This is a genomic window from Amycolatopsis mediterranei (assembly GCF_026017845.1).
GTDB classification, from domain to species: Bacteria; Actinomycetota; Actinomycetes; order Mycobacteriales; family Pseudonocardiaceae; genus Amycolatopsis; species Amycolatopsis mediterranei.
Genome location: NZ_CP100416.1, coordinates 7,063,749 through 7,083,811 on the forward strand (window position 1 = coordinate 7,063,749; position 20,063 = coordinate 7,083,811).

The window sequence follows — 20,063 nt, forward strand, 5'->3', positions numbered from 1 at the left end:
CTCACCACCCGCCGCCCCCTGGGGCCCCCGGGCGGGGGCCCCCGCGTCCGGGGGCCAATGGGGCGGGGCCCCCGGCCCCCCCGGCCGTGTTGGGGCTTCGGATCGGGATGCAGGGTGGGGTGTGGTTGACGCGCGCGGCCCGTGCGGGGTCCTCACCCGGCTCAGCGCTGACCTGCCGCAAGGAGCATGCCCCGGCGGCCCTTACCGCAGCCTGGGGCCTCCCTGCCTCGGCCCCGGGCGGCCGCCCGGCAGCCTCAGCCCCGCTTACTTGATCCCGGCCGCGTCCATGCCCCTCAGCTCCTTCTTCAGGTCCGAGATCTCGTCCCGCAGCCGCGCCGCGAGCTCGAACTGGAGGTCGCGCGCCGCCTGCATCATCTGGTCGGTCATCTGCTGGATCAGGTCCGCCAGCTGGGCTCGCGGCATTGCCGAAACGTTCTTGTCGACCAGCATGCCCGAGCTCCGGACCCGGTCGCCCTGCTCGGGCTTCTTGCCGCGCGAGGAGTTGCGGCCCGAGCCACCCACCGAGACCTGCTCGGTGTCCTCGGCTTCGCTGTACACCCGGTCGAGGATGTCCGCGATCTTCTTCCGCAGCGGCTGCGGGTCGACGCCGCGCTCCTCGTTGTAGGCGACCTGCTTCTCGCGGCGGCGGTCCGTCTCGTCGATCGCGTGCCGCATCGAGTCGGTGATCTTGTCCGCGTACATGTGGACCTCGCCCGACACGTTGCGCGCCGCGCGGCCGATCGTCTGGATCAGGGACGTCCCGCTGCGGAGGAAGCCCTCCTTGTCCGCGTCGAGGATCGCCACCAGCGACACCTCCGGCAGGTCGAGACCCTCGCGCAGCAGGTTGATGCCGACCAGCACGTCGAAGTCGCCCGCCCGCAGCTGCCGCAGCAGCTCGACCCGGCGCAGCGTGTCGACCTCCGAGTGCAGGTAGCGCACCCGGATGCCCAGCTCCAGCAGGTAGTCCGTCAGGTCCTCGGACATCTTCTTGGTCAGCGTGGTGACCAGGACGCGCTCGTCCTTCTCCGCGCGCTCGCGGATCTCGTGCACCAGGTCGTCGATCTGGCCCTCGGTCGGCTTCACGACGACCTTCGGGTCGACCAGGCCGGTCGGCCGGATGACCTGCTCGACGAACTCGCCGCCCGCCTGGCCCATCTCGTACGGGCCCGGCGTCGCCGACAGGTACACCGTCTGGCCGATCCGGTCGGAGAACTCCTCCCAGGTCAGCGGCCGGTTGTCCACCGCGCTCGGCAGCCGGAAGCCGTACTCGACCAGGTTGCGCTTGCGGGACATGTCGCCTTCGTACATGCCGCCGATCTGCGGGACGGTCTGGTGCGACTCGTCGATGACGAGCAGGAAGTCGTCCGGGAAGTAGTCGATCAGCGTCGCCGGCGCCGTGCCCGGGCCGCGGCCGTCGATGTGGCGCGAGTAGTTCTCGATGCCGGAGCAGAACCCGACCTGGCGCATCATCTCGATGTCGTAGGCCGTGCGCATCCGCAGCCGCTGCGCCTCCAGGAGCTTGCCCTGACGCTCCAGCTCGGCGAGCCGCTCCTCGAGCTCCTTCTCGATCCCCTGGATCGCCTTTTCCATCCGCTCCGGGCCGGCGACGTAGTGCGTCGCCGGGAAGATCCGGACCTCGTCGACCTCCTTGACGATGTCGCCGGTCAGCGGGTGCAGGTAGTACAGCTTCTCGATCTCGTCGCCGAAGAACTCGACGCGGATCGCGAGCTCCTCGTACGCCGGGATGATCTCGACCGTGTCACCGCGCGCGCGGAACGTGCCGCGCGCGAAGGCGATGTCGTTGCGCGTGTACTGGACGTCGACCAGCGCCCGCAGGAAGACGTCCCGGTCGAGCTGCATGCCGGCCTTCAGCTTCGAGGACCGGTCGAGGTAGGACTGCGGCGTGCCCAGGCCGTAGATGCAGGAGACACTGGCGACCACGATGACGTCCCGGCGCGACAGCAGGTTCATCGTCGCCGAGTGGCGCAGCCGCTCGACGTCGTCGTTGATCGACGAGTCCTTCTCGATGTAGGTGTCCGTCTGCGCGATGTACGCCTCGGGCTGGTAGTAGTCGTAGTAGCTGACGAAGTACTCGACCGCGTTGTTCGGGAACAGCTCGCGCAGCTCGTTCGCCAGCTGCGCGGCCAGGGTCTTGTTGGGCGCCATCACCAGCGTCGGGCGCTGGACGCGCTCGATCAGCCACGCCGTCGTCGCCGACTTACCGGTGCCGGTGGCGCCGAGGAGCACGACGTCCTTCTCGCCCGCCTTGATCCGGCGTTCGAGCTCGTCGATGGCCGCCGGCTGGTCGCCGGCGGGCTGGTAGTCACTGACCACCTCGAACCGGCCGCCGGTCCGCGGGATCTCCGAGACGGGCCGGAAGTCGGACTGGGCGAGCACGGGGTGTTCGGTTGCGAAAGCCACGTCGACCAGAGTACGACGCACCACCGACAATTTCGTCGGCCCTGGTCAGCGGGGTCGGAACACCGTGACCGACGTGACATCGCCGCCCTCGACGGCGCAGTGCAGGACCGCCCCGGGGACGGGGTCGTCGCCGAAGCACGAGACCAGCACCCGATCGGGACCGGTGGCTTGCACCTCGGTGCGCGGGAAGTCCGCCAGCACGCCGGCGACCTCCTCGCCCGGCGCGGCCAGGTGCGCGAGGACGACCTCACGCGGCGACGGCGGGGGCGGGATCGGCAGGCCGTGGCCTTCGAAGAGCCGGTTCAGCTGGTCGGCGGCGGAAACGGCGCGCGGGAAGCCCGCGAACGCCGCCGTCTGGACGACCGCTTCGCAGACCTCCTTCGGCGACGGAGGCGAGGCCGGTGCGGAGGTGCACGCTCAGCGGCGGGCCCACCATCCCGGCGGCGACGATCGCGGCGAGCGTGGCGGCTTCGCGCGTGCGGGCGTCGAGGGCCGGGCGTTCGTGCAGGTGGCCGTAGACCGTGCCGACGGCCAGCTCGCCCAGCGCCGGGACGGTGGCGAAGAGCGCGTCGAGACGAGCCTTCCCGCCTTCGACGAGCCCGGCGAAGTTCTCGCGGCGCCGGTCGTGGAGGTCGGCCATCGGGTCGGTCATGGTGCTCCCCTCAGCAGCTGCAGTCGCAACAGCCGCAACATTCGCAACAAGCGCCGTCACAGCCGCAGTCGCAGTCGCACCCGTCGCACGTGCTCACCGGTTTTCCGCTCCAGGGGCCAGGATAGGGATCGCGGCAGCAGAACTGGCAGGTGCAGCACATGTAAGGCGTGAGGGCGCAGCCGAGGAAGAAGTTGCGCTTCTTGGGCGGGACGGCGAACTTCGGGTACCAGAGGCCGCCGCCCTTGCCGTCGTGGGGGCCGGATTTGCCGGAGTCCTTGGGGCCGCCGGGTCCGCCTGGACCACCGGGACCGCCAGGGCCACCCGGGCCGCCGCCGCCCGGGCCACCCGGGCCGCGGCCGCCGGGGGCACCCGGCGGCCGGACCGGCCCCGGGGGCGCAAACCCTTGCGGCTGCGACGAACCGCTCGAGCCGGGCGGAACCTGGTGCGGGTGCTGCTGCGGCGCCGGTCCACGCCCGATCCACCCCGGCGGCGGCTGTTGCCCGGCCGGGCCGCCCGGCCGGGAGCTGTGGTCGTGGTCGTGGGACAAACCGTGGCCGAAGGCGCGCCGCACCGCTTGGCGCAGCTCGTGCACCAACAACGCGTGCACCAGCGCCGGCTCGGTGAACTGCGCCTCGCGCAACGCCAGCTCCACCCCCAGTACCGCGTCATCGCACAGCCGCCGGGCTTCCTGCGGCCCCGTTCCCGTGGCCGGCAACGGGTTCCACGCCCCGGCCGCCGCGTCGGCCGCGTAGTCCTCCACCGCGTCCAGCAGGTGGGCCACCCGGCCGAACAACCGGCCCGCCTCGGCCAGCGCCGCCGCGTTGCCCGGCTTGCCCGCCAGCTCCGCCGTCCGGGCGAACGCCGCCGCCGTCGCCCGCTCGGCGGGTTCCGTCGCCAGCAGCGGCGAATCACCCAGCCGGACCGACGACTCCAGGGCGCCCTGCCCCTCGACCGCCTCCGTCAGGACCGTCGTGTCGAACCCCACCTGACCGCCCGTACGGCGCCCCTGCACCGTCCAGCGGGCCGCGACCCGGCGTGCGGCCGCCGCCACCGGGCGCCTGCCGAACGCCCCGTCGCCGTCCTCGACGTGGTCGCCGACCTTGGCCGCCGCCAGTACCAGGGACACCGCCGCCGCCAGCTGGGCGCCCTCGCCGCGGGCCACCGAGGCCGTCCGCATGCCGCGCAGCGGGCACGGGCCCGCTTCGCGCCGGCCGTCCCCGCGCGGTGTCTGCGCCTCGACCAGCACCGAGATGATCAGCCCGTCGTAGTTGGTGACCACGCGGGCGAACTGGCCGTGTTCGTCGCGCAGCGTGAGGCACAGCCCGCACAGGTGGGCCAGCCAATCCGCGTGCAGGCCGTCCGCCAGCCGGTGCCGGCACGGCCTGATGATCCCGAACATCCCCAGTTCCCCCTCGTTCCCGAAGCTCGGCGCACCTTAGCCCGAACGCGTGACGACCGGGGCGGGAGTTCGCGTTTCGTGACCGGCCCGGCAGGATGACCCGCATGGCCGCACTGCACCCCCCGAAGGTCGAGATCTTCGACCCCGCCGCGCGCGCGAACATCGACCCGAAGGGCATCCTGCGGGAGGTCGAGGAGTTCCGCGAGGAGCCGTTCGGCCTGTACCTCGCCCGGCCGACCCCGGGCCGCGCCCAGTTCCACTACCTCGAGTCGTGGCTGGTGCCCGGGCTCGGCCTCCGCTTCACCGACTTCTGGTTCTCCCCCGGCCACGAACGCGACCAGGACTTCTACCTCGACGTCGTCCGCGTCCACCGCGACGGCCCGCGCTGGGTCGCCGCCGATCTCTACGTCGACATCGTGCTCAAGGACAAGCTCTCCCTCCGGGTGATCGACACCGACGAGCTCCTCGAGGCCCTCGAAGCGGGTCTCGTCACCGCCGAAGAGGCAGAGGTCGCGCTGAAGACCACCTACACCGCCGTCGAGGGGCTGGCCGCGCACGGCTACGACCTCACGGCCTGGCTGTCCACCCTCGACATCGCGCTGACCTGGCGGCGCCGCCCGTAGCCTCGGCGGCTGCCCAGCGCCGGGAGCCGAACACAGCTCGGGGACCTGCGCGCCTACGGCGTCCAGCCGGTGGCGGCCGCCCACTTCTCCGCGCGGGCGAACGCGGCGTCGACCCACTCCTGCTTCTCGTCGGCGTACGCCTCGAACGTGCCGTCGGCGGCGTGCGCCTCGGCCAGCCGCAGCTTCACGTCGCGGTAGTCGTCGCGCTCGTCCGGGTTCGCGCGCAGGAAGTCGCGGAAGAGCAGCGCTAGCCGCCAAGCGGGCGTCTCCCTCGACCGGACGTGCAGGTTCACCGGGCGCCGCGGGTCGGCGCCGACGTGCAGCCGCTTGGGCCACGTCCCGGTGCCGTCCTGGGCGTCGTCGCCCCAGTCGCCCTCCAGCCGCGGGAACCCGGCGTCGGCCAGCAGCCCGCCCAGCGTGTCCGCGTCGTCCAAAGTGGACACCGTGAGCTGCAGGTCGAGGATGTCCTTGGCGGGCAGCCCGGGCACGGCCGTCGACCCGATGTGATCCGCGCGGTGGGCCAGCCCGCCCGCCGCGGTGCGGACGCGGGCCAGGACCCGCTCGGCCTGGGCCGGCCAGCCGAGGTCGTACTCGGCGATCTTCGGCGACATGGGGGGCCGCGGCCGGCGCAGCCGCACGTTGGCCTCGAACGGCACCAGCCGGTCCGCCCACAGCGCGTCGACCTCGGCGAGCACGGCGTCTTCGGCGCCGCCGTTGTCCAGCCAGACGTCCGCGACGGCACGGCGCTGTTCGGTGCTTGCCTGCGCCCGGATCCGCGCCCGGGCGTCCTCCTCGGCCATCCCGCGGGCCGACACCAGCCGCCGCACCCGCACCTCGACCGGGGCGTCGACGACCACGACCAGGTGGTAGGCCGTCGCGAGGCCGTTCTCGACCAGCAGCGGGATGTCGTGGACGATGATCGCGTCCGGCTTCGCGGCCGCCATCAGCTCCCCGGTCCGGGCGCCGACCAGGGGGTGCACGATCGCGTTCAGCCGGTGCCGCGACTCGTCGTCGGCGAACGCCTTCGCGGCGAGCACGGGCCGGTCGAGCGAGCCGTCCGCGGCCAGGATCTCCGGGCCGAACTCCGCGACCAGCCGGGCGAGCCCTTCGGTCCCGGGTTCGACCACCTCACGGGCGATCCGGTCGGAGTCCACCAGCACCGCGCCGTGTTCGGCGAGCCGGTTCGCCACGGTCGACTTCCCGGCCCCGATCCCACCCGTCAACCCCACACGCAACATGCCGATCACCCTAGTCACGCGGCGGTCGCACCCTCCGTGGACATGTCCGGTCAGATCCGGTCAGATCCGGTCAGATCCGGTCAGATCTGCGCCATTTGCGTGACAAGTGGGAAAATGTCGTAACACTCAGCTGGTCTGTTCGACTTCTCCGGCAAGTGCGCCGCGGGGCGCGCGACCGAGGGAGGAACCATGAAGGAGCTTCGTTTCCGCAGACCGGCCGCCGCGGCGACACCGCCGAGGTGCGCGACGAGGTGGGTCGACAAGGTCTGGTTCGTCTGACCGCGGCCGAGGGGGGCCGGTGAGGATGACGAAGATCAGCAGTGCGGCCGCCGTCCTGCTGTGCGCGGGCGGGCTCGCCGTGGCGGTGCCCGAAGCCGCGGCGGCCCCGCACGCCCCGGTGGCGCGCGTGGGCTCGCCGCCGGCGCAGTGCCTGTCGGGCGTCCGCCGGGTGCAGGTGACGTACCGGCACACCCCGGCGAGGCGGCACATCCCGGCGCGGCGGCTGTATGTCGTGCGAAGCGTGTGGATCCCGTTCATCACGTCGGGCGGCGTTCTATGCCTGAAAAGCTGAGGATCCGCAAGTCGATCGTGACGCGTGACTCAACCGATATCCGGACACGCCGCGTTGCTTACCCACCTCGAACCGCGCCAGTGCGTACGGTGCGCGCGACAGCGTCGCCCACGCGGAGGAACGATGGCGGACAGCAAGCACGCCGGGAGGCACCGGCTCGGCACGCCGGGGCTGGTGCACTGCGTGGTCCACCGCCCGGTGGCCGAGGCACTGGCGGACTACCGGCGGACCTGGCTGAGCACGCTGCTGGTCCCGGCCAAGCACAGCTTCGCCGGCCTCCGCCGCAAGGCTCGCGCCGCGGCGCTCGAGCGCATCTGGGTGCCGTCGGTCAGCACGCGTGGCCCGGTCGCGGTGACCGTGCGCGCCGCCTGACGCCCTCGCCACCCGGAAGCGTGGTCAGCGGCCGGTTTCCCGCGTTTCGATCGAGATCTCCGACGACAGCGTGCGGTGCACCGGGCACTTGTCGGCGATCAGCATGAGCCTGGCGCGCTGCTCGTCGTCGAGGTCGCCTTCGAGTTCGATCTCGCGGGTGATCCGGCTGAGCAGGCCGCGCTCGGTCTCGCACCGCGCGCAGTCTTCGGCGTGGATGCGGTCGTGGCGCAGCCGGACGGTCGCCCGGGTCAGCGGGATGCCCTTGCGGTCGGCGTACATCCGCAGCGTGATCGCGGTGCACGAACCCAGCGACGCGAGCAGGAGCTCGTACGGGTTCGGCCCCGCGTCGGCGCCCCCGACAGCGACCGGTTCGTCGACGAGCAGCGTGTGGGTCGCCGTGGCGACCTGCTGTGTGTAGGTGCCGTCGCCACTCGCGGTGACGACGACGGTGCCGGGCTCGGGGTGATCCATCCGCCTGAAGTCCTCTCGAGTGGCGCCCACCGGGCGGGACGCCGCCGATCCGGACATCCGGCGCATTCCCAAGATGCGGCGGATATCGTATCTTCTGCTGCGGATGGGTCACCCGGACGCCGCCTGCGCCCGGCAGCCGCAAAGGGGGTGCGCCGTGGCTACCAGGCACTTGCCGATGCGTCCGGCCGACCATGGCGGCCGCGAGCGCTACCTCGACGCGGCGTTGTCGGTGCTCGTGAACCGCGGGGTCCCCGGCCTGACCGTCCGCGGTGTGGCCGAGGCGGCCGGCGCGTCGACACTCTCGGTCTACGCCCGCTTCGGCGGCCGCGCCGGCCTGCTCGACGCCCTGTACGAGCGCACCTTCGACTCGCTGCGGGAGCTGCTGGAAGGGCTGCCGCCGTCGAGCCAGGACGGCGTCGCGGATCTGCTGCACCTGGCGCTGGAGTACCGGCACTTCGCCCGCGAGAGCCCGACCCGCTACGCGCTGATGTTCGAGCGCCCGGTGCCCGGGTTCGACCCGGATCCGGCGCTGCGGTCGGCGGTGCTGCGCACGACGTTCACCTTGTTCATCGCCCGGGTCCAGCGGGTCTGCCTGCCCGGCGCGGACGCCCGGTCGGTGGCGTACCAGCTGTGGACGGCCATCCACGGCCTCGTCAGCGCGGAACTGCTGATGGCCTCGCGGCGGCCGCTGCCGGACTGGTTCATCCCGCCGACCGAAGAAGCCCACGAACAGATGTACCGCGACGGCGTCACCGCCATGATCACCGGCCTCGGCCTGCGCAACCGCTGACCCGGGAAACGAAGAACCCCCGGTCCGCTGGGGACCGGGGGTTCTCGTTCAGCTCAGCGAGCTAGTGCTCACGCACCGCCGGAGAGCTTCTCGCGGAGCGCCGCGAGCTGCTCGTCGGAGGCGAGGGTGCCACCGCTGCTCTTCGTGTCGGTCGCGGTCGAGCCCGAGGTGTAGCTTTCCGCGCCACCCTCGATGCCCGTCGCCGCGTCGGCCGCCGCTTCCGCGTCGGCCTCGACGGCCTTCTGGACCTGCTTCATGTGGGCCTCGTAACGAGTGTGCGCCTCGGCGTACTGGCGCTCCCACTCCTCACGCTGCTTGTCGAAGCCTTCCTGCCACTCCTGGGTGTCCGGGTCGAAGCCTTCGGGGTAGATGTAGTTGCCCTCGGCGTCGTACTCGGCGGCCATGCCGTACTGGGTCGGGTCGAACTCGGTGTCCGGCGTGACACCCTCGTTCGCCTGCTTCAGCGACAGCGAGATGCGACGACGCTCGAGGTCGATGTCGATGACCTTGACCATGACGTCGCCGTTGACCTGGACGACCTGCTCCGGGATCTCGACGTGGCGCTCGGCCAGCTCCGAGATGTGGACCAGACCCTCGATGCCCTCTTCGACGCGCACGAACGCACCGAACGGAACCAGCTTGGTGACCTTGCCCGGCACGATCTGACCGATCGCGTGGGTGCGGGCGAACTGGCGCCACGGGTCTTCCTGGGTCGCCTTCAGCGACAGCGAGACGCGCTCGCGGTCCATGTCGACGTCCAGGACCTCGACCGTGACCTCCTGGCCGACCTCGACGACCTCGGACGGGTGGTCGATGTGCTTCCAGGACAGCTCGGAGACGTGCACCAGGCCGTCGACGCCACCCAGGTCCACGAAGGCACCGAAGTTGACGATGGACGACACGACGCCCTTGCGGACCTGGCCCTTGGCGAGCGCGTTGAGGAACTCGCTGCGCACCTCGGACTGGGTCTGCTCGAGGTAGGCGCGGCGGGACAGGACCACGTTGTTGCGGTTCTTGTCCAGCTCGATGATCTTCGCCTCGAGCTCGCGGCCGACGTACGGCTGCAGGTCGCGCACGCGGCGCATCTCGACCAGGGAAGCGGGGAGGAAGCCGCGCAGGCCGATGTCCAGGATGAGGCCGCCCTTGACGACCTCGATGACGGTGCCCTTGACGGGCTCGTCCTTCTCCTTGAGCTCCTCGATCGTGCCCCAGGCGCGCTCGTACTGCGCGCGCTTCTTGGACAGGATCAGACGGCCTTCCTTGTCCTCCTTCTGGAGAACCAGGGCTTCGACCTCATCGCCGACGGTGACAACCTCAGCCGGGTCGACATCGTGCTTGATGGAGAGCTCACGCGAGGGGATGACACCCTCGGTCTTGTAGCCGATGTCGAGCAGGACCTCGTCGCGGTCGACCTTGACGATCGTGCCTTCGACGATGTCACCATCGTTGAAGTACTTGATCGTCTTGTCGATAGCCGCGAGGAAATCTTCCTCCGACCCGATGTCGTTGATGGCGACCTGCGGGGCCCCAACGGGGGCGGTCGGGGCGGTGGCGGTGTCGGTGGTCATTAGGCGGGTTGCTCCGGTGGATGGGATCGAGGGTTGGCAGTTGTCGACGCGATGGGCGGCATGCGGCGACCCTGCAAGCAAACGTCCACCAGTGAACGACCGCGGCATGACCCCGCATACGGTGCGCGACCCGAGTCCCAACCAGAAGCTGAGCGGAAGGCAGCGCGAACCCACTGCGCTAACACTTATCCTACGCGGCAGCCGCTAGGCGGCACAATCAGGGTCCCCCTGGCTCGCTAAGGTCCTCGCGGAAGCAAACCGCACGCACGAGGATGCCGGTGGAGCGAGCAGGCCACCGGGGACCGGAGACACCATCATGCCACCGGAGCAGGCGCCCGCGCCGGGGCGCCACGACGCGGCCGAGCACCGGCTGGGCACCACGGAGGTCGCCTACCGCGAGGTCGGCGGGGCCGAAGCCGCAGCGGCCAACCTCGCCTGGTGGGACGCCGACGCCGACGACTACCAGGCCGAGCACGGCGGGTTCCTCGGCGACGCCGACTTCGTCTGGTGCCCGGAGGGCGTCCGGGAGGCCGAGGCGAGGCTGCTCGGCGACGTCCGGGGCAAGCGCGTGCTGGAAGTCGGCTGCGGGCAGGCCGCCTGCGCGCGCTGGCTGGCCGCGCAGGGCGCCGACGCCGTGGCGACCGACCTGTCGGCCGGCATGCTGCGCCACGCCCGCGACGGCAACGAACGCACCGGCCTGGCCGTCCCGCTCGTGCAGGCCAACGCCGAGCACCTGCCGCTCGCGTCCGGCAGCTTCGACGCGGCCTGCTCGGCCTTCGGCGCGATCCCGTTCGTGGCCTCGGTGGACACGGTCTTCGCCGAGGTGCACCGGGTGCTGCGGCCGGGCGCCCCGTGGGTGTTCTCGGTGACGCACCCGATGCGGTGGATCTTCCCCGACGACCCCGGCCCGCAGGGGCTCACCGTCACCCAGCCGTACTTCGACCGCACGCCGTACGTCGAGGTCGACGACGAGGGCACCGCCACCTACGTCGAGTACCACCACACCCTCGGCGACTACGTGCGCGCGCTGGCCGGGGCCGGGTTCACCCTCACCGACCTGGTCGAGCCCGAGTGGCCGGCCGGGCACACACGGGTGTGGGGCCAGTGGAGCCCGCTGCGCGGCAAGCTCTTCCCGGGCACCGCGATCTTCCGCACGCACCGCTCGTGAGCAGCCTCGAAGAGCAGCAGAACGCGCGGTTCGCCGCGCTCGACCCGCTGCTCCCGCCGATCGCGGCCCCGCCGTCGCCGTCGAACGAGCCGCTGGTGGTGACGGTCGGCGGGCTCAAGGCCGGCGGGCTGCTGACGAACGTCGTGCACGCGCCGGGGTCGTGGCCCGCGCTGTGGGGGCCGTCGGACATCCGGGACCTGACCGCGGTGCCGGGCGACAGCGGCGCCGCGGGCCTCGCCGCGCTGCTCGGCGCCTGGCGCGACCGGCTGCGCGGGACGCCGGCCGGCCCGGACTCGGCCTGCACGCTGACCTGGCCGAGCCGCGACGCCGAGGCGTCCGCGGTGCTCCTGGCGCACGGGTTCGCGCCGATGACGTGCCTGGCCGTGCGGACCCCGGACGCGCCCGCCGATCCCGGGACGGCGCCGGTGACCGTCCGCCGGGCCGGAGAGGGCGACCTCGACGCGCTGACCGGGCTGCGGCTGGCCGAGTGGCGCTACACCTCGCTGGTCGGCACCGCGGTGCCGCGGCCGGGCGCACCGGAGCTGCTGCGCGCGGAAGTCGTCCGCGCCCTGCGCTTCAGCGGGCTGATCTGGCTCGCGGAGGAGGACGGCGGCGTGCCGGCCGGCCTGGCCTCCTGCGCGCTGGCCTCGGCCACCCCGGGCAACTCCGTCCACGGCAGGCTGCTCCCGGGCCTCTGGGGGTACGTCGACACGCTGTCGGTCGCCCCCGCGGCCCGCGGCGGCGGGGTCGGCCGGGCCCTGATGGCGGTGGCGCACCGGGAACTGCTGGCGCACGACGTGCGCGGGACCTTCCTGTTCTACCACCCGCCGAACCCGCTTTCGCCGGTGTTCTGGCACCGGCAGGGCTATCGTCCACTGTGGACCATGTGGCTCCGCCGCCCCGCCTGGTCCTGACCGCACGATCCGAGGGGGACGCATGGACATCGCCGAGCCGCTCCTCGCGGCGCACCGGGCGCGCTTCGCCGCCGTCGACGCGCTGCTGCCGCCCGCCGCCCCGCCGGCCGACGGCGAGCGCCTGGACGCGGCGACGGCGGGCGGCACGCAGGTCACCGGGGTGCTGCAGCGTCAGCGGTTCGCTCCCGGTGACGTCCCGATGCTGTGGTCGGCCGCCGACACCTGGCAGCTCTTCCCGTACTTCGGCGACACCGGCACCGAAGGCGCGGACCTCCTCCTGCGCGCGCTGAAGGGACGGCTCGAGGCGGAAGACACCGGCGACGACTCGGCGTGTGTGGTCGTCTGGCCCAGCCGGGACGCCGAGGCGATCCGGGCCTTCCTCGACCACGGTCTCGTGCCGCTCTCCGCGGTCGGCGTGCGCACCGCTCCCCCGCCGGAGGCCTCGCCGGGGGTTTCGGTCCGGCGCGCCGGGCCCGGCGACTTCGACGCGGCGCTGAAGCTGGCGACGGCGACGTTCGACTACACCGGGCTCGTCGCCTCGCCGCGCCGGGACAACACGGCCGAGCTGCTGGCGCCGTCCCTGCGGGACGCCCTCGCCGAGGAGGAGCCGGCCGCCTGGCTGGCCGAGGCGGACGGCGAGCTGCGCGCGTTCGCGCACTGCGCGTGGCTCGACGCGGTCCCGGGCACCGAAGCGGGCGAGCTCCTCCCGCCGGGACGCTGGGGGTACGTGAACAACGTCGTGACCGCCCCCGGTGAGCGCGGCGGCGGGTTCGGCCGGGCGCTGATGGCCCACGTGCACCGGGAGCTGCACCGCGGTGGCGCGACCCGCACGTACCTCTACTACAACCCGACCAACCCGCTGTCCTCGGTGTTCTGGCACCGGCAGGGTTATCGTCCACTGTGGACGACGTGGGAGGTGCGCCCGGCGTCGGCGCTCCGGTGACGCGGCGCGTGAGCCACTCACAAGTGTGACGTGCGTCTGGTGATCTTGCCGCCGGCTTCCGCGGGGACTAGGTTTTGAACTGACCGGTCAGTTCAAAAGTTCGTGAAGCGGGAGAAACCGTGCAGGTCCGAGCCGATCGGGTGTCCCTCGAAGGGCACCACGGCACCTTGTTGCCGCCCACCTCCCTGACCTTCGGCGAGGGCGACCTGGCGATCGTGCACGGCGAACCCGGCGTCGGCGTCACGGCGTTCGGCCTCGCGCTGGCCGGCCGGCTCAAGCCGACCACCGGCACGGTGCACGCCGAGGGCGTCGACGCCCCGCTGACCGAGCTCGTCGCGGTCGTCGACGCCCCGGGCGTCAGCGAACCCGACGACGCGCTGCCCCTGCGCGTGGTCGCCGGCGAGGAACTGGCGCTGGCCCACCGCCCGGCGGGCAAGGAGGACGTCGCCCGGTGGCTCGCCGACCACGACGCCGCGCCGTACGCCGGCACGCGCTTCGAGAACCTCACCCCGGCGCTGCGCACGCGGCTGCTCACCGAGCTGGCCGCCGAGCGCAAGGGCGTGCGCGTGCTCGTGCTCGACACCCCCGACCGGCACACCAGCGACGTCGGCAGCTGGGCCGGGCTGGCGCGCGAACAGGCCGAGCGCGGGCTGGCCGTGGTCGTGCTGACCGCGACGACACCGCGGTCCGCCCTGCCCGGCACGCCCGCGCTCCTCGGCTCGGCCGAGCAGCCGCCGCCGGAGCACTGCGCTCCCCCCGAAGCCCCCGAAGCGCCCGCCGCCCCCGAACCCACCGAAGAGCTCACCGAGAGCACTGACGGAGTCCCCGAATGAACGCCTTCCGGATCGCGCGCAACGAGCTGCGCCGCCTCTCCACCGGCACCCTGCCGAAGCTCGCCCTGGTCGCGCTGGTGCTGGTACCGCTGCTCTACGCGTCCTTCTACCTCTACGCGAACTACGACCCGTACGGCCGGCTCGACAAGCTGCCCGCCGCGGTCTTCACCAGCGACACCGGCGCGAAGGACTCCAGCGGCCACGAGCGCAACGTGGGCCGCGAGGTGACCGACGAACTGGTCAAGTCCGGCACCTTCCAGTGGCACGAGGTGTCCGAACAGGAGGCCCGCGACGGCGTCCGCGACGACAAGTATTCATTCGCCATCGGTATCCCGAGCGGCTTCTCCGCCGCGCTGCTGTCGGTCGGCAACTTCCAGCCGCAGCAGGCGACGATCACGCTGACCACCAACGACGCCAACAACTACCTGTCCGGCACGATCGCGAAGCAGGTCGCCGAGCAGGTCCGCAAGACGATCGCCGAGAAGGTCGGCAGCGAGGCCGCGGACCGGTTCCTGGTCGGCTTCTCCACGATCTACGCCAAGACCCAGGAGGCCGCGACCGGCGCCGCGCAGCTCGCCGACGGCGCCACGCAGCTCAAGTCGGGGCAGCAGAAGCTGGCCGACGGCGCGGCCAAGCTCGCGGACGGCTCGTCGACGCTGGCAACCGGCCTGGGCACGCTGAAGAGCGCCACCGCGGACCTGCCGTCCCAGACGCAGAAGCTGGCCAGCGGCGCTTCGCAGGTGGCCGCCGGTGATCAGAAGGTCGCCGACGCGGCTTCGGTCGCCGCGACGGCGTCGTCCGACATCCAAGGCAAGCTCGACTCCTACCGCACCCAGCTGCAGACGGACCTGCGCGACGCGGGCGTGCCGGAGGCCCAGGTGCAGGCGATCCTGGCCAAGGCCGACCAGCTGCGCTCCCCGGTCGACCAGGCGAACGGCAAGATCCAGCAGGCCAACGGCGACCTGGCGAAGCTGGCCGACGGCGCCCGCCAGGTGTCCGACGGTGCGGCCAAGCTCGCCGCGGCGTCCCCCCAGCTGGCGAGCGGCATCGCCCAGGCGTCCGACGGCGCGAACCAGCTGCGCGACGGGGCGTCCCAGCTCAGCGACGGCGAGAAGACGGCCGTCAACGGCACGAACCAGCTCGCCGACGGCGCGGTGAAGCTGCGTGACGGGCTCGCGGCCGGGCTCCAGCAGATCCCGAACCCGGACGACCCGACCCGCAACGCGACGGCCAACACGATCGCGGACCCGGTGGCGGTGAACGCCAACGGCGAGGCGTCGGCGGGGACGTACGGCGCCGGCCTCGCGCCGTTCTTCATCTCGCTGGCCACCTGGATCGGTGCGTTCGTGCTGTTCCTGATCCTGCGCCCGCTCTCGACGCGCGCGCTGACCGCGGGCGCGGCCCCGTTCCGGGTCGCGGTCGGCGGCTGGCTGTCCTCGGCGCTGCTGGGCATCGCGCAGGTGGTCGTCCTGTTCGGCGCGGTGACGTGGCTGGTCGGCATCCACATCGCACACCCGTTGGCGGCGATCGGGTTCGCCGTGCTGGTGTCGCTGACGTTCACCTCGGTGGTGCACGCGCTCAACGCCTTCTTCGGCGCGGTCGGCAAGTTCCTCGGCCTGGTGCTGCTGGTGCTGCAGCTGGTGAGCGCGGGCGGCACGTTCCCGTGGCAGACGATCCCGGACGCGCTGTACCCGCTGCACGTGGTGCTGCCGATGGGGTACGCGATCGACGGCTTCCGCCACCTGTTCTACAGCGGCGCCACGACGACGCAGCTGCTCGGCGACATCGGCGTGCTGCTGGCGTACCTGGTGGGCGGGGTCCTGGTGTCCACATTGGCCGCCCGCAAACGTCGCGTTTGGACGGTGTCGGCGCTCAAGCCCGAGCTGAGCCTGTGAGCGGCGCGACGAAGCAGAAGCTCTTCGAGGCGACGTTGGAGCTCTCGAAGAGCCGGGGCCTGGTGGGCCTGACGGTCGACGACATCGCGGCGGCGGCGGGCGTCGCGAAGGGCACGGTGTACTACAACTTCGGGTCGAAGGACGGCCTGGTCGACGCGTTGCTGCGCTACGGCGTGGACATCCTGGCCGGCCGGTTGCGCTCGGCGGTGTCCGACGGCGATCCGCTGGACGTGATCGAGGCGCAGGTCGACACGACGCTGGAGTTCATCGCCCGGTACCCGGGGTTTTCGCAGATCCTGGTGAGCGAGCTGTGGCGGACGCCGGGCCAGTGGCACGGGACGCTGTCGTTGCTGCGCGAGGAGATCATCTCGATCGTGAAGCACCAGTTGTCGCGGCTGGAGGAGGCGGGCCGGTTGCCGGAGGGCGTCGAAATCCCGACGGCGGCGGCCGGGTTGTTCGGCACGATGCTGGTGGTGGCACTCGACTGGCAGGTGTTCGGGCCGCAGCGGACGCGGGCCGAGGTGCGCGACGCGGTGATGGTGCTGATCCGCGGCCTGGGTCGCCGTTAGCCGGCGGCGCGAACTTTCGCGCGGTACCGGCCGGGCGTCTGGCCGACGAGATCGGTGAAGGCGTCGATGAAACTGCCCGGGTTCGCCCAGCCGAGGCGCGTTGCCGTGTCGGTGACCGAGGTGCCTTCGCCGAGTTCGAGCACCGCGCGCTGGATGCGCAACAGCGTGCGCCACTGGTGGAAGCTCATCGACAGTTCGCTGCCGAACAGCCTGCTGAGCGTCCGCTCGCTCGAGCCGGTCCGGTGGCCCAGCTCGGCCAGGGTCGCCGGGCTCGCCGGATCGGCGTGCAGCAGGTCGGTGACGGCCTTGAGGCGCGGGTCGGCCGGCTCGGGGAGACGCAGTGGTTCCCGCTGGGCGCGGTCGAGCTCGGTGAGGACGACCTCGAGCAGCAGTCGGGCACGGGGGCTGCCGGCCGGGTCGTCGTCGCCGGTGACCGCCAGGTAGGCCTCGCGCAGCAGCGCACTGGCCGTGAACACCGCGGGCTGCGCCGGCAGCCGCCCGGCCGGGGCCGCCGGCACCTCGAGCAGCCGGATGACGGTCGCGCCGTGCGCACGGCTGCTGTGCACGTGGAACGGGGGCACCCAGGTGATGCGGTTCGCCGGCGCCACCCAGGTGCCGGCCCGGGTGGTGGTGACCAGTGCCCCGGAGGCGGCGTACCTGAGCTGCCCGAAGTCGTGGAAGTGCGGCGGAACGTCCTCACCGTGGGCCAAGGGCGGGCAGCCGGCCGGCGACTCGATCATGCCCCCACGATACGATGACGGCGGGTTTCCGGAATTTCCCGGCGGGACACCGGTGGCACGCCTGGGCCGCGGCGATCATCGTAGAGGCATGCGAACCATCACCCAGCACACGTTCGGCGGCCCGGAGGTCCTCTCCATCGTGGACGCGCCGAAGCCCCGGCCGTTGCCGACCGAAGTCCTCGTCCGCGTCAAGGCCATCGGGCTGAACCCCCTGGAACCGCGCCTGCGCGCCGGCGAATTCCCGCTGCTCGGCCCGCCGCCGTTCGTCCTCGGCTGGGACATCAGCGGCGTGGTCGAGGCCGCGCAGACGTGGCGGTTCCGGCCCGGCGACGAGGTGTTCGGGATGCCGATGTTCCCCCGGGCGGCCGGCGGGTACGCCGAATTCGCGGCCGCGCCGGCACTGCACCTGGCCCGCAAACCCGCGTCGCTCTCCCACGTCGAGGCGGCGGCACTGCCGGTCGCCGGGCTGACGGCGTGGCAGGGTCTCGTCGACCTCGGCGGCGTGACCGCGGGCGACCGGGTGCTGATCCACGGCGGTGGCGGCGGGGTCGGCCACATCGCGATCCAGCTCGCGAAAGCGTTCGGCGCGCACGTGATCACCACCGCCGGCGGGAGCAAGCGGGAATTCGTCGCGGAGCTCGGCGCGGACGAGGTCGTCGACTACACGCAGGCGGACTTCACGGAGGTCGTCGGTGACGTCGACCTGGTGCTCGACACGATCGGCGGCGACACCGCCTTGCGCTCGCTCGACGTGCTCCGCCCCGGCGGCCACCTCGTGACGGCGGTCGCCGAGGAGGACACGGAGCTCATCGCGAAGTTCGAGGCGGCCGGGCTGCGCTTCAGCGGTGTGGGGGTCGACCCCGATCCGGTTGCCCTGCAAGGGCTCGTGGATCTGGTCGATGAGGGGAAGCTGCGGGTCCACGTGCAGGAGACGTTCCCGTTCGAGCGCATCGCCGACGCCCACCGGCTGATCGAGCGGGGGCACCTTCGGGGGAAGGTGGTCCTGACCGTTTGATCGCCCGGCCCGCGGGGCGCCCCCCGTTATCCACTCTACCGGCAGGCACCGACAATTCCGGGCGCCGGAAAGCGGCTCGGCCGCGGGGGCGCCCCCCGGTTCCAGATTACCGCCGGGCACCGACAATTCCGGCGCCGCGAGCCGACGGCCCAAGTACGCCAACCGGCCCGCCGGGTGCGCGAACCGACCATCCGGGTACGCCAGCCGACCATCCAGGTACACGAACCGGCCCGCCGGGTACGCGAGCCCCGGAAAGGCTGGTCAGCCGCGGTCCTCGATGCGGGCCCGGACCGCCGCCGCGTAGGTGTCGACCGCGGTGGCCGCCGCCGTCAGCTCGCAGGGGCCGTCGATCAGCAGCCTCTTCGCCGGGGTGTACGCCTGCTCGATCTCCGGGTCGCCGACCAGCCCGTGCTCGCGGGCCAGCTCCAGGTCGCCCGCCAAGCGGGTCCGCAGCTCCTCGCGGCGGGCGACCAGCCCGTCGAGGACCGCGCGCTGGCGGCGGCCGTCCTCCACCGCCGGGGCCACCGCGTGCTCGTGACCGTCGATGTGGCGCTCGACCCACTCCGCGTCGCCGTCCACCTCCGCCGACCGCAGCTGCTTGAGCGCGCCGCGCAGCCGCTGCGCGCGGGCCGGCAACATCGCGACGCCCGTGAAGCGCGTCGCCACGCGCAGCTGGTACGCCTCGATCTCCGCCAGCTCCGCCACCGCCTGGGTGAGCACCTCCAGGCGGCCGGCGAGGTCGTCCGGGGCCGGGCGGACCTGGCCCGTGCTCGCCCGCACCGCCGCCACCCCCGGCGAGGACTCGTCCCGGAAGCCCAGCAGCAGGCGGAGACCCAGCTCGGCCGCGCGGCCGGCGAGCGGGGCGAGCACCTCGCCGACGAGCCGCTCCGGCTCCGCCGAGTCGTCGATCCCGTCGACGACCAGAGTCCGGCCCGCGACGCCGGTGGTGAGCCGGTCGGCAATGCGGTGGCGGACGGCGTCCGCGGTGCGGCCGGTCGCGTCGACCGCGAGGTCCACGCTGCCCGGCGGCGGCGTCTCGCCGAGCGCCGGCGGCAGGCCGGGCACACCGAGGGAACGTTCCCGGTCGGCGAGCACGATCCCGAACCGCAGCGCCGCGGCGACGGGCGAGCCGGCCTCGCCGGTGTCGACGACCCAGACCGTGCCCGGCTCGGCCTTGGCGAACCAGTCGGCGACGCGCTGCACGAAGGCGACGTCGACGGCCTCGCCGACCGGGCGCGAGAAACTCGCGTCGACGGCCGGGCTGCCGGAAGTCCAGATGCTCAGCTGGGGCAGGTGCCCGAGCATGGTTTCGACCGGCACCATCCAGGTGCCGGAGTCCTTGCCGACCACCATGCCGACGACGTGGCCGGTCGCTTCGTCGATCACCGCCGTGCCGCCGAAGCCGGGGCCGAGCGGTTCGGCTTCGGCGGTGCGGAAGAGGCGGATCCACTCGCCGCCGGTCTGCTCCGGGCCGCCGAGCCGGGCGAGGGTCCAGCGGCCGACCGAGCCCGGCGGGAACCCGAACGCGCGGACGAGCTGGTGCTCGCCGAGGGGCATGCGGTGCAGCGGAGCGCGGAACACGCGGGATTCGGGGCGTTCCAGGCGCAGCAGGGCGAGATCGCCGTGGCCGCCGCCGTCGGAGGGCACCCAGCAGCCTTCGACGACGGTCGCCGTGGCGGGCATGGCTTCGGCCAAGCCGACGAAGTCGACGCTCAACGCGGCTCGCGGGCCGCCCGCGGTCTCGACGACGTGCGCGCTCGTGAGCACGTGGTACTCGTCCAGTACCGTGCCCGCACCGCACACCCGGCCGAGTTCGTCGTGCAACCGGACCCGCCAGCGTCGTCGCTCACGCTCGAACCCCATTCGGCGGACCCTACGCCG

At 72.5% G+C, this 20,063-nt stretch carries 20 protein-coding genes; 11 read left to right on the plus strand and 9 right to left on the minus strand.

The genetic code is table 11. From position 1 onward, the window contains the following. Nucleotides 1-264 precede the first annotated feature (264 nt). The 4 genes from uvrB to ISP_RS31375 are packed head-to-tail and all read right to left on the minus strand — an operon-like array spanning nt 265 to nt 4,472. Entirely contained in the window at nt 265-2,421 is a 2,157-nt protein-coding gene (gene uvrB, locus ISP_RS31360; RefSeq protein WP_014467402.1) for an excinuclease ABC subunit UvrB, read from the minus strand. 45 nt (nt 2,422-2,466) lie between these two features. Then, entirely contained in the window at nt 2,467-2,622 is a 156-nt protein-coding gene (locus tag ISP_RS31365) for a hypothetical protein (RefSeq protein WP_014467403.1), read from the minus strand. A 46-nt stretch (nt 2,623-2,668) separates the two neighbouring features. Next, entirely contained in the window at nt 2,669-3,073 is a 405-nt protein-coding gene (locus ISP_RS31370) for a hypothetical protein (protein WP_013227908.1), read from the minus strand. Nucleotides 3,074-3,083: 10 nt separating this feature from the next. Then, entirely contained in the window at nt 3,084-4,472 is a 1,389-nt protein-coding gene (locus ISP_RS31375) for a DUF5685 family protein (RefSeq protein WP_013227909.1), read from the minus strand. 104 nt (nt 4,473-4,576) lie between these two features. On the opposite strand from ISP_RS31375, the gene ISP_RS31380 reads away from it, so the two are divergent. Further along, nucleotides 4,577-5,095, plus strand: coding sequence for a ribonuclease FAU-1 family protein (locus ISP_RS31380; RefSeq protein ID WP_013227910.1), 519 nt, complete (start codon nt 4,577-4,579; stop codon nt 5,093-5,095). 53 nt (nt 5,096-5,148) lie between these two features. On the opposite strand, the gene coaE is transcribed toward ISP_RS31380, so the two are convergent. Then, nucleotides 5,149-6,333 (minus strand): dephospho-CoA kinase, encoded by a 1,185-nt coding sequence (coaE, locus tag ISP_RS31385; RefSeq protein ID WP_034286284.1) that lies wholly within the window; start codon nt 6,331-6,333, stop codon nt 5,149-5,151. A 304-nt stretch (nt 6,334-6,637) separates the two neighbouring features. Here coaE and ISP_RS31390 point away from each other — a divergent pair, with 304 nt between their 5' ends. Then, nucleotides 6,638-6,904, plus strand: a complete 267-nt coding sequence (locus ISP_RS31390; RefSeq protein ID WP_014467404.1) for a hypothetical protein — start codon at nt 6,638-6,640, stop codon at nt 6,902-6,904. A gap of 123 nt (nt 6,905-7,027) precedes the next feature. Further along, nucleotides 7,028-7,276 (plus strand): hypothetical protein, encoded by a 249-nt coding sequence (locus ISP_RS31395; protein WP_013227913.1) that lies wholly within the window; start codon nt 7,028-7,030, stop codon nt 7,274-7,276. 24 nt (nt 7,277-7,300) lie between these two features. Here the strand turns inward: ISP_RS31395 and ISP_RS31400 are convergent, their stop codons facing one another. After that, a complete protein-coding gene (locus tag ISP_RS31400) occupies nt 7,301-7,747 on the minus strand; it encodes an OsmC family protein (RefSeq protein ID WP_013227914.1) in 447 nt (148 codons plus the stop codon). Nucleotides 7,748-7,922: 175 nt separating this feature from the next. Between ISP_RS31400 and ISP_RS31405 the strand changes: the two genes are divergently transcribed. Then, on the plus strand, nt 7,923-8,537 hold the full coding sequence (locus ISP_RS31405) for a TetR/AcrR family transcriptional regulator (protein WP_013227915.1): 615 nt from the start codon (nt 7,923-7,925) through the stop codon (nt 8,535-8,537). A 68-nt stretch (nt 8,538-8,605) separates the two neighbouring features. Here ISP_RS31405 and rpsA read toward each other — a convergent pair whose 3' ends face one another. After that, a complete protein-coding gene (gene rpsA / locus ISP_RS31410; RefSeq protein ID WP_013227916.1) occupies nt 8,606-10,105 on the minus strand; it encodes a 30S ribosomal protein S1 in 1,500 nt (499 codons plus the stop codon). A 316-nt stretch (nt 10,106-10,421) separates the two neighbouring features. Between rpsA and ISP_RS31415 the strand changes: the two genes are divergently transcribed. The 6 genes from ISP_RS31415 to ISP_RS31440 all read left to right on the plus strand — a co-directional run bounded on the left by ISP_RS31415 (nt 10,422) and on the right by ISP_RS31440 (nt 16,427). Next, complete coding sequence (locus ISP_RS31415; RefSeq protein WP_013227917.1) at nt 10,422-11,273, plus strand: class I SAM-dependent methyltransferase; 852 nt, start codon at nt 10,422-10,424, stop codon at nt 11,271-11,273. Beyond that, nucleotides 11,270-12,187, plus strand: a complete 918-nt coding sequence (locus tag ISP_RS31420) for a GNAT family N-acetyltransferase (protein WP_013227918.1) — start codon at nt 11,270-11,272, stop codon at nt 12,185-12,187. The genes ISP_RS31415 and ISP_RS31420 overlap by 4 nt, the downstream gene beginning before the upstream one ends. Nucleotides 12,188-12,209: 22 nt before the next feature. After that, on the plus strand, nt 12,210-13,130 hold the full coding sequence (locus ISP_RS31425; protein ID WP_013227919.1) for a GNAT family N-acetyltransferase: 921 nt from the start codon (nt 12,210-12,212) through the stop codon (nt 13,128-13,130). Between the two features lie 119 nt (nt 13,131-13,249). Next, entirely contained in the window at nt 13,250-13,963 is a 714-nt protein-coding gene (locus tag ISP_RS31430) for an ABC transporter ATP-binding protein (RefSeq protein ID WP_013227920.1), read from the plus strand. Beyond that, nucleotides 13,960-15,858, plus strand: coding sequence for a YhgE/Pip family protein (locus ISP_RS31435; RefSeq protein WP_013227921.1), 1,899 nt, complete (start codon nt 13,960-13,962; stop codon nt 15,856-15,858). Before ISP_RS31430 ends, ISP_RS31435 begins: the two co-directional genes overlap by 4 nt. Next, the gene (locus ISP_RS31440; RefSeq protein WP_013227922.1) at nt 15,855-16,427 is read left to right on the plus strand and encodes a TetR/AcrR family transcriptional regulator; all 573 of its coding nucleotides are present in this window, start codon (nt 15,855-15,857) and stop codon (nt 16,425-16,427) included. Before ISP_RS31435 ends, ISP_RS31440 begins: the two co-directional genes overlap by 4 nt. Here the strand turns inward: ISP_RS31440 and ISP_RS31445 are convergent. Continuing rightward, on the minus strand, nt 16,424-17,167 hold the full coding sequence (locus ISP_RS31445) for an AraC family transcriptional regulator (RefSeq protein ID WP_013227923.1): 744 nt from the start codon (nt 17,165-17,167) through the stop codon (nt 16,424-16,426). The two genes, ISP_RS31440 and ISP_RS31445, sit on opposite strands and share 4 nt — an antisense overlap. Nucleotides 17,168-17,255: 88 nt before the next feature. Here ISP_RS31445 and ISP_RS31450 point away from each other — a divergent pair, with 88 nt between their 5' ends. Then, the gene (locus ISP_RS31450) at nt 17,256-18,182 is read left to right on the plus strand and encodes an NADP-dependent oxidoreductase (protein ID WP_013227924.1); all 927 of its coding nucleotides are present in this window, start codon (nt 17,256-17,258) and stop codon (nt 18,180-18,182) included. Between the two features lie 261 nt (nt 18,183-18,443). On the opposite strand, the gene ISP_RS31455 is transcribed toward ISP_RS31450, so the two are convergent. Beyond that, complete coding sequence (locus tag ISP_RS31455; protein ID WP_013227925.1) at nt 18,444-20,045, minus strand: S1 family peptidase; 1,602 nt, start codon at nt 20,043-20,045, stop codon at nt 18,444-18,446. Nucleotides 20,046-20,063 lie beyond the last annotated feature (18 nt).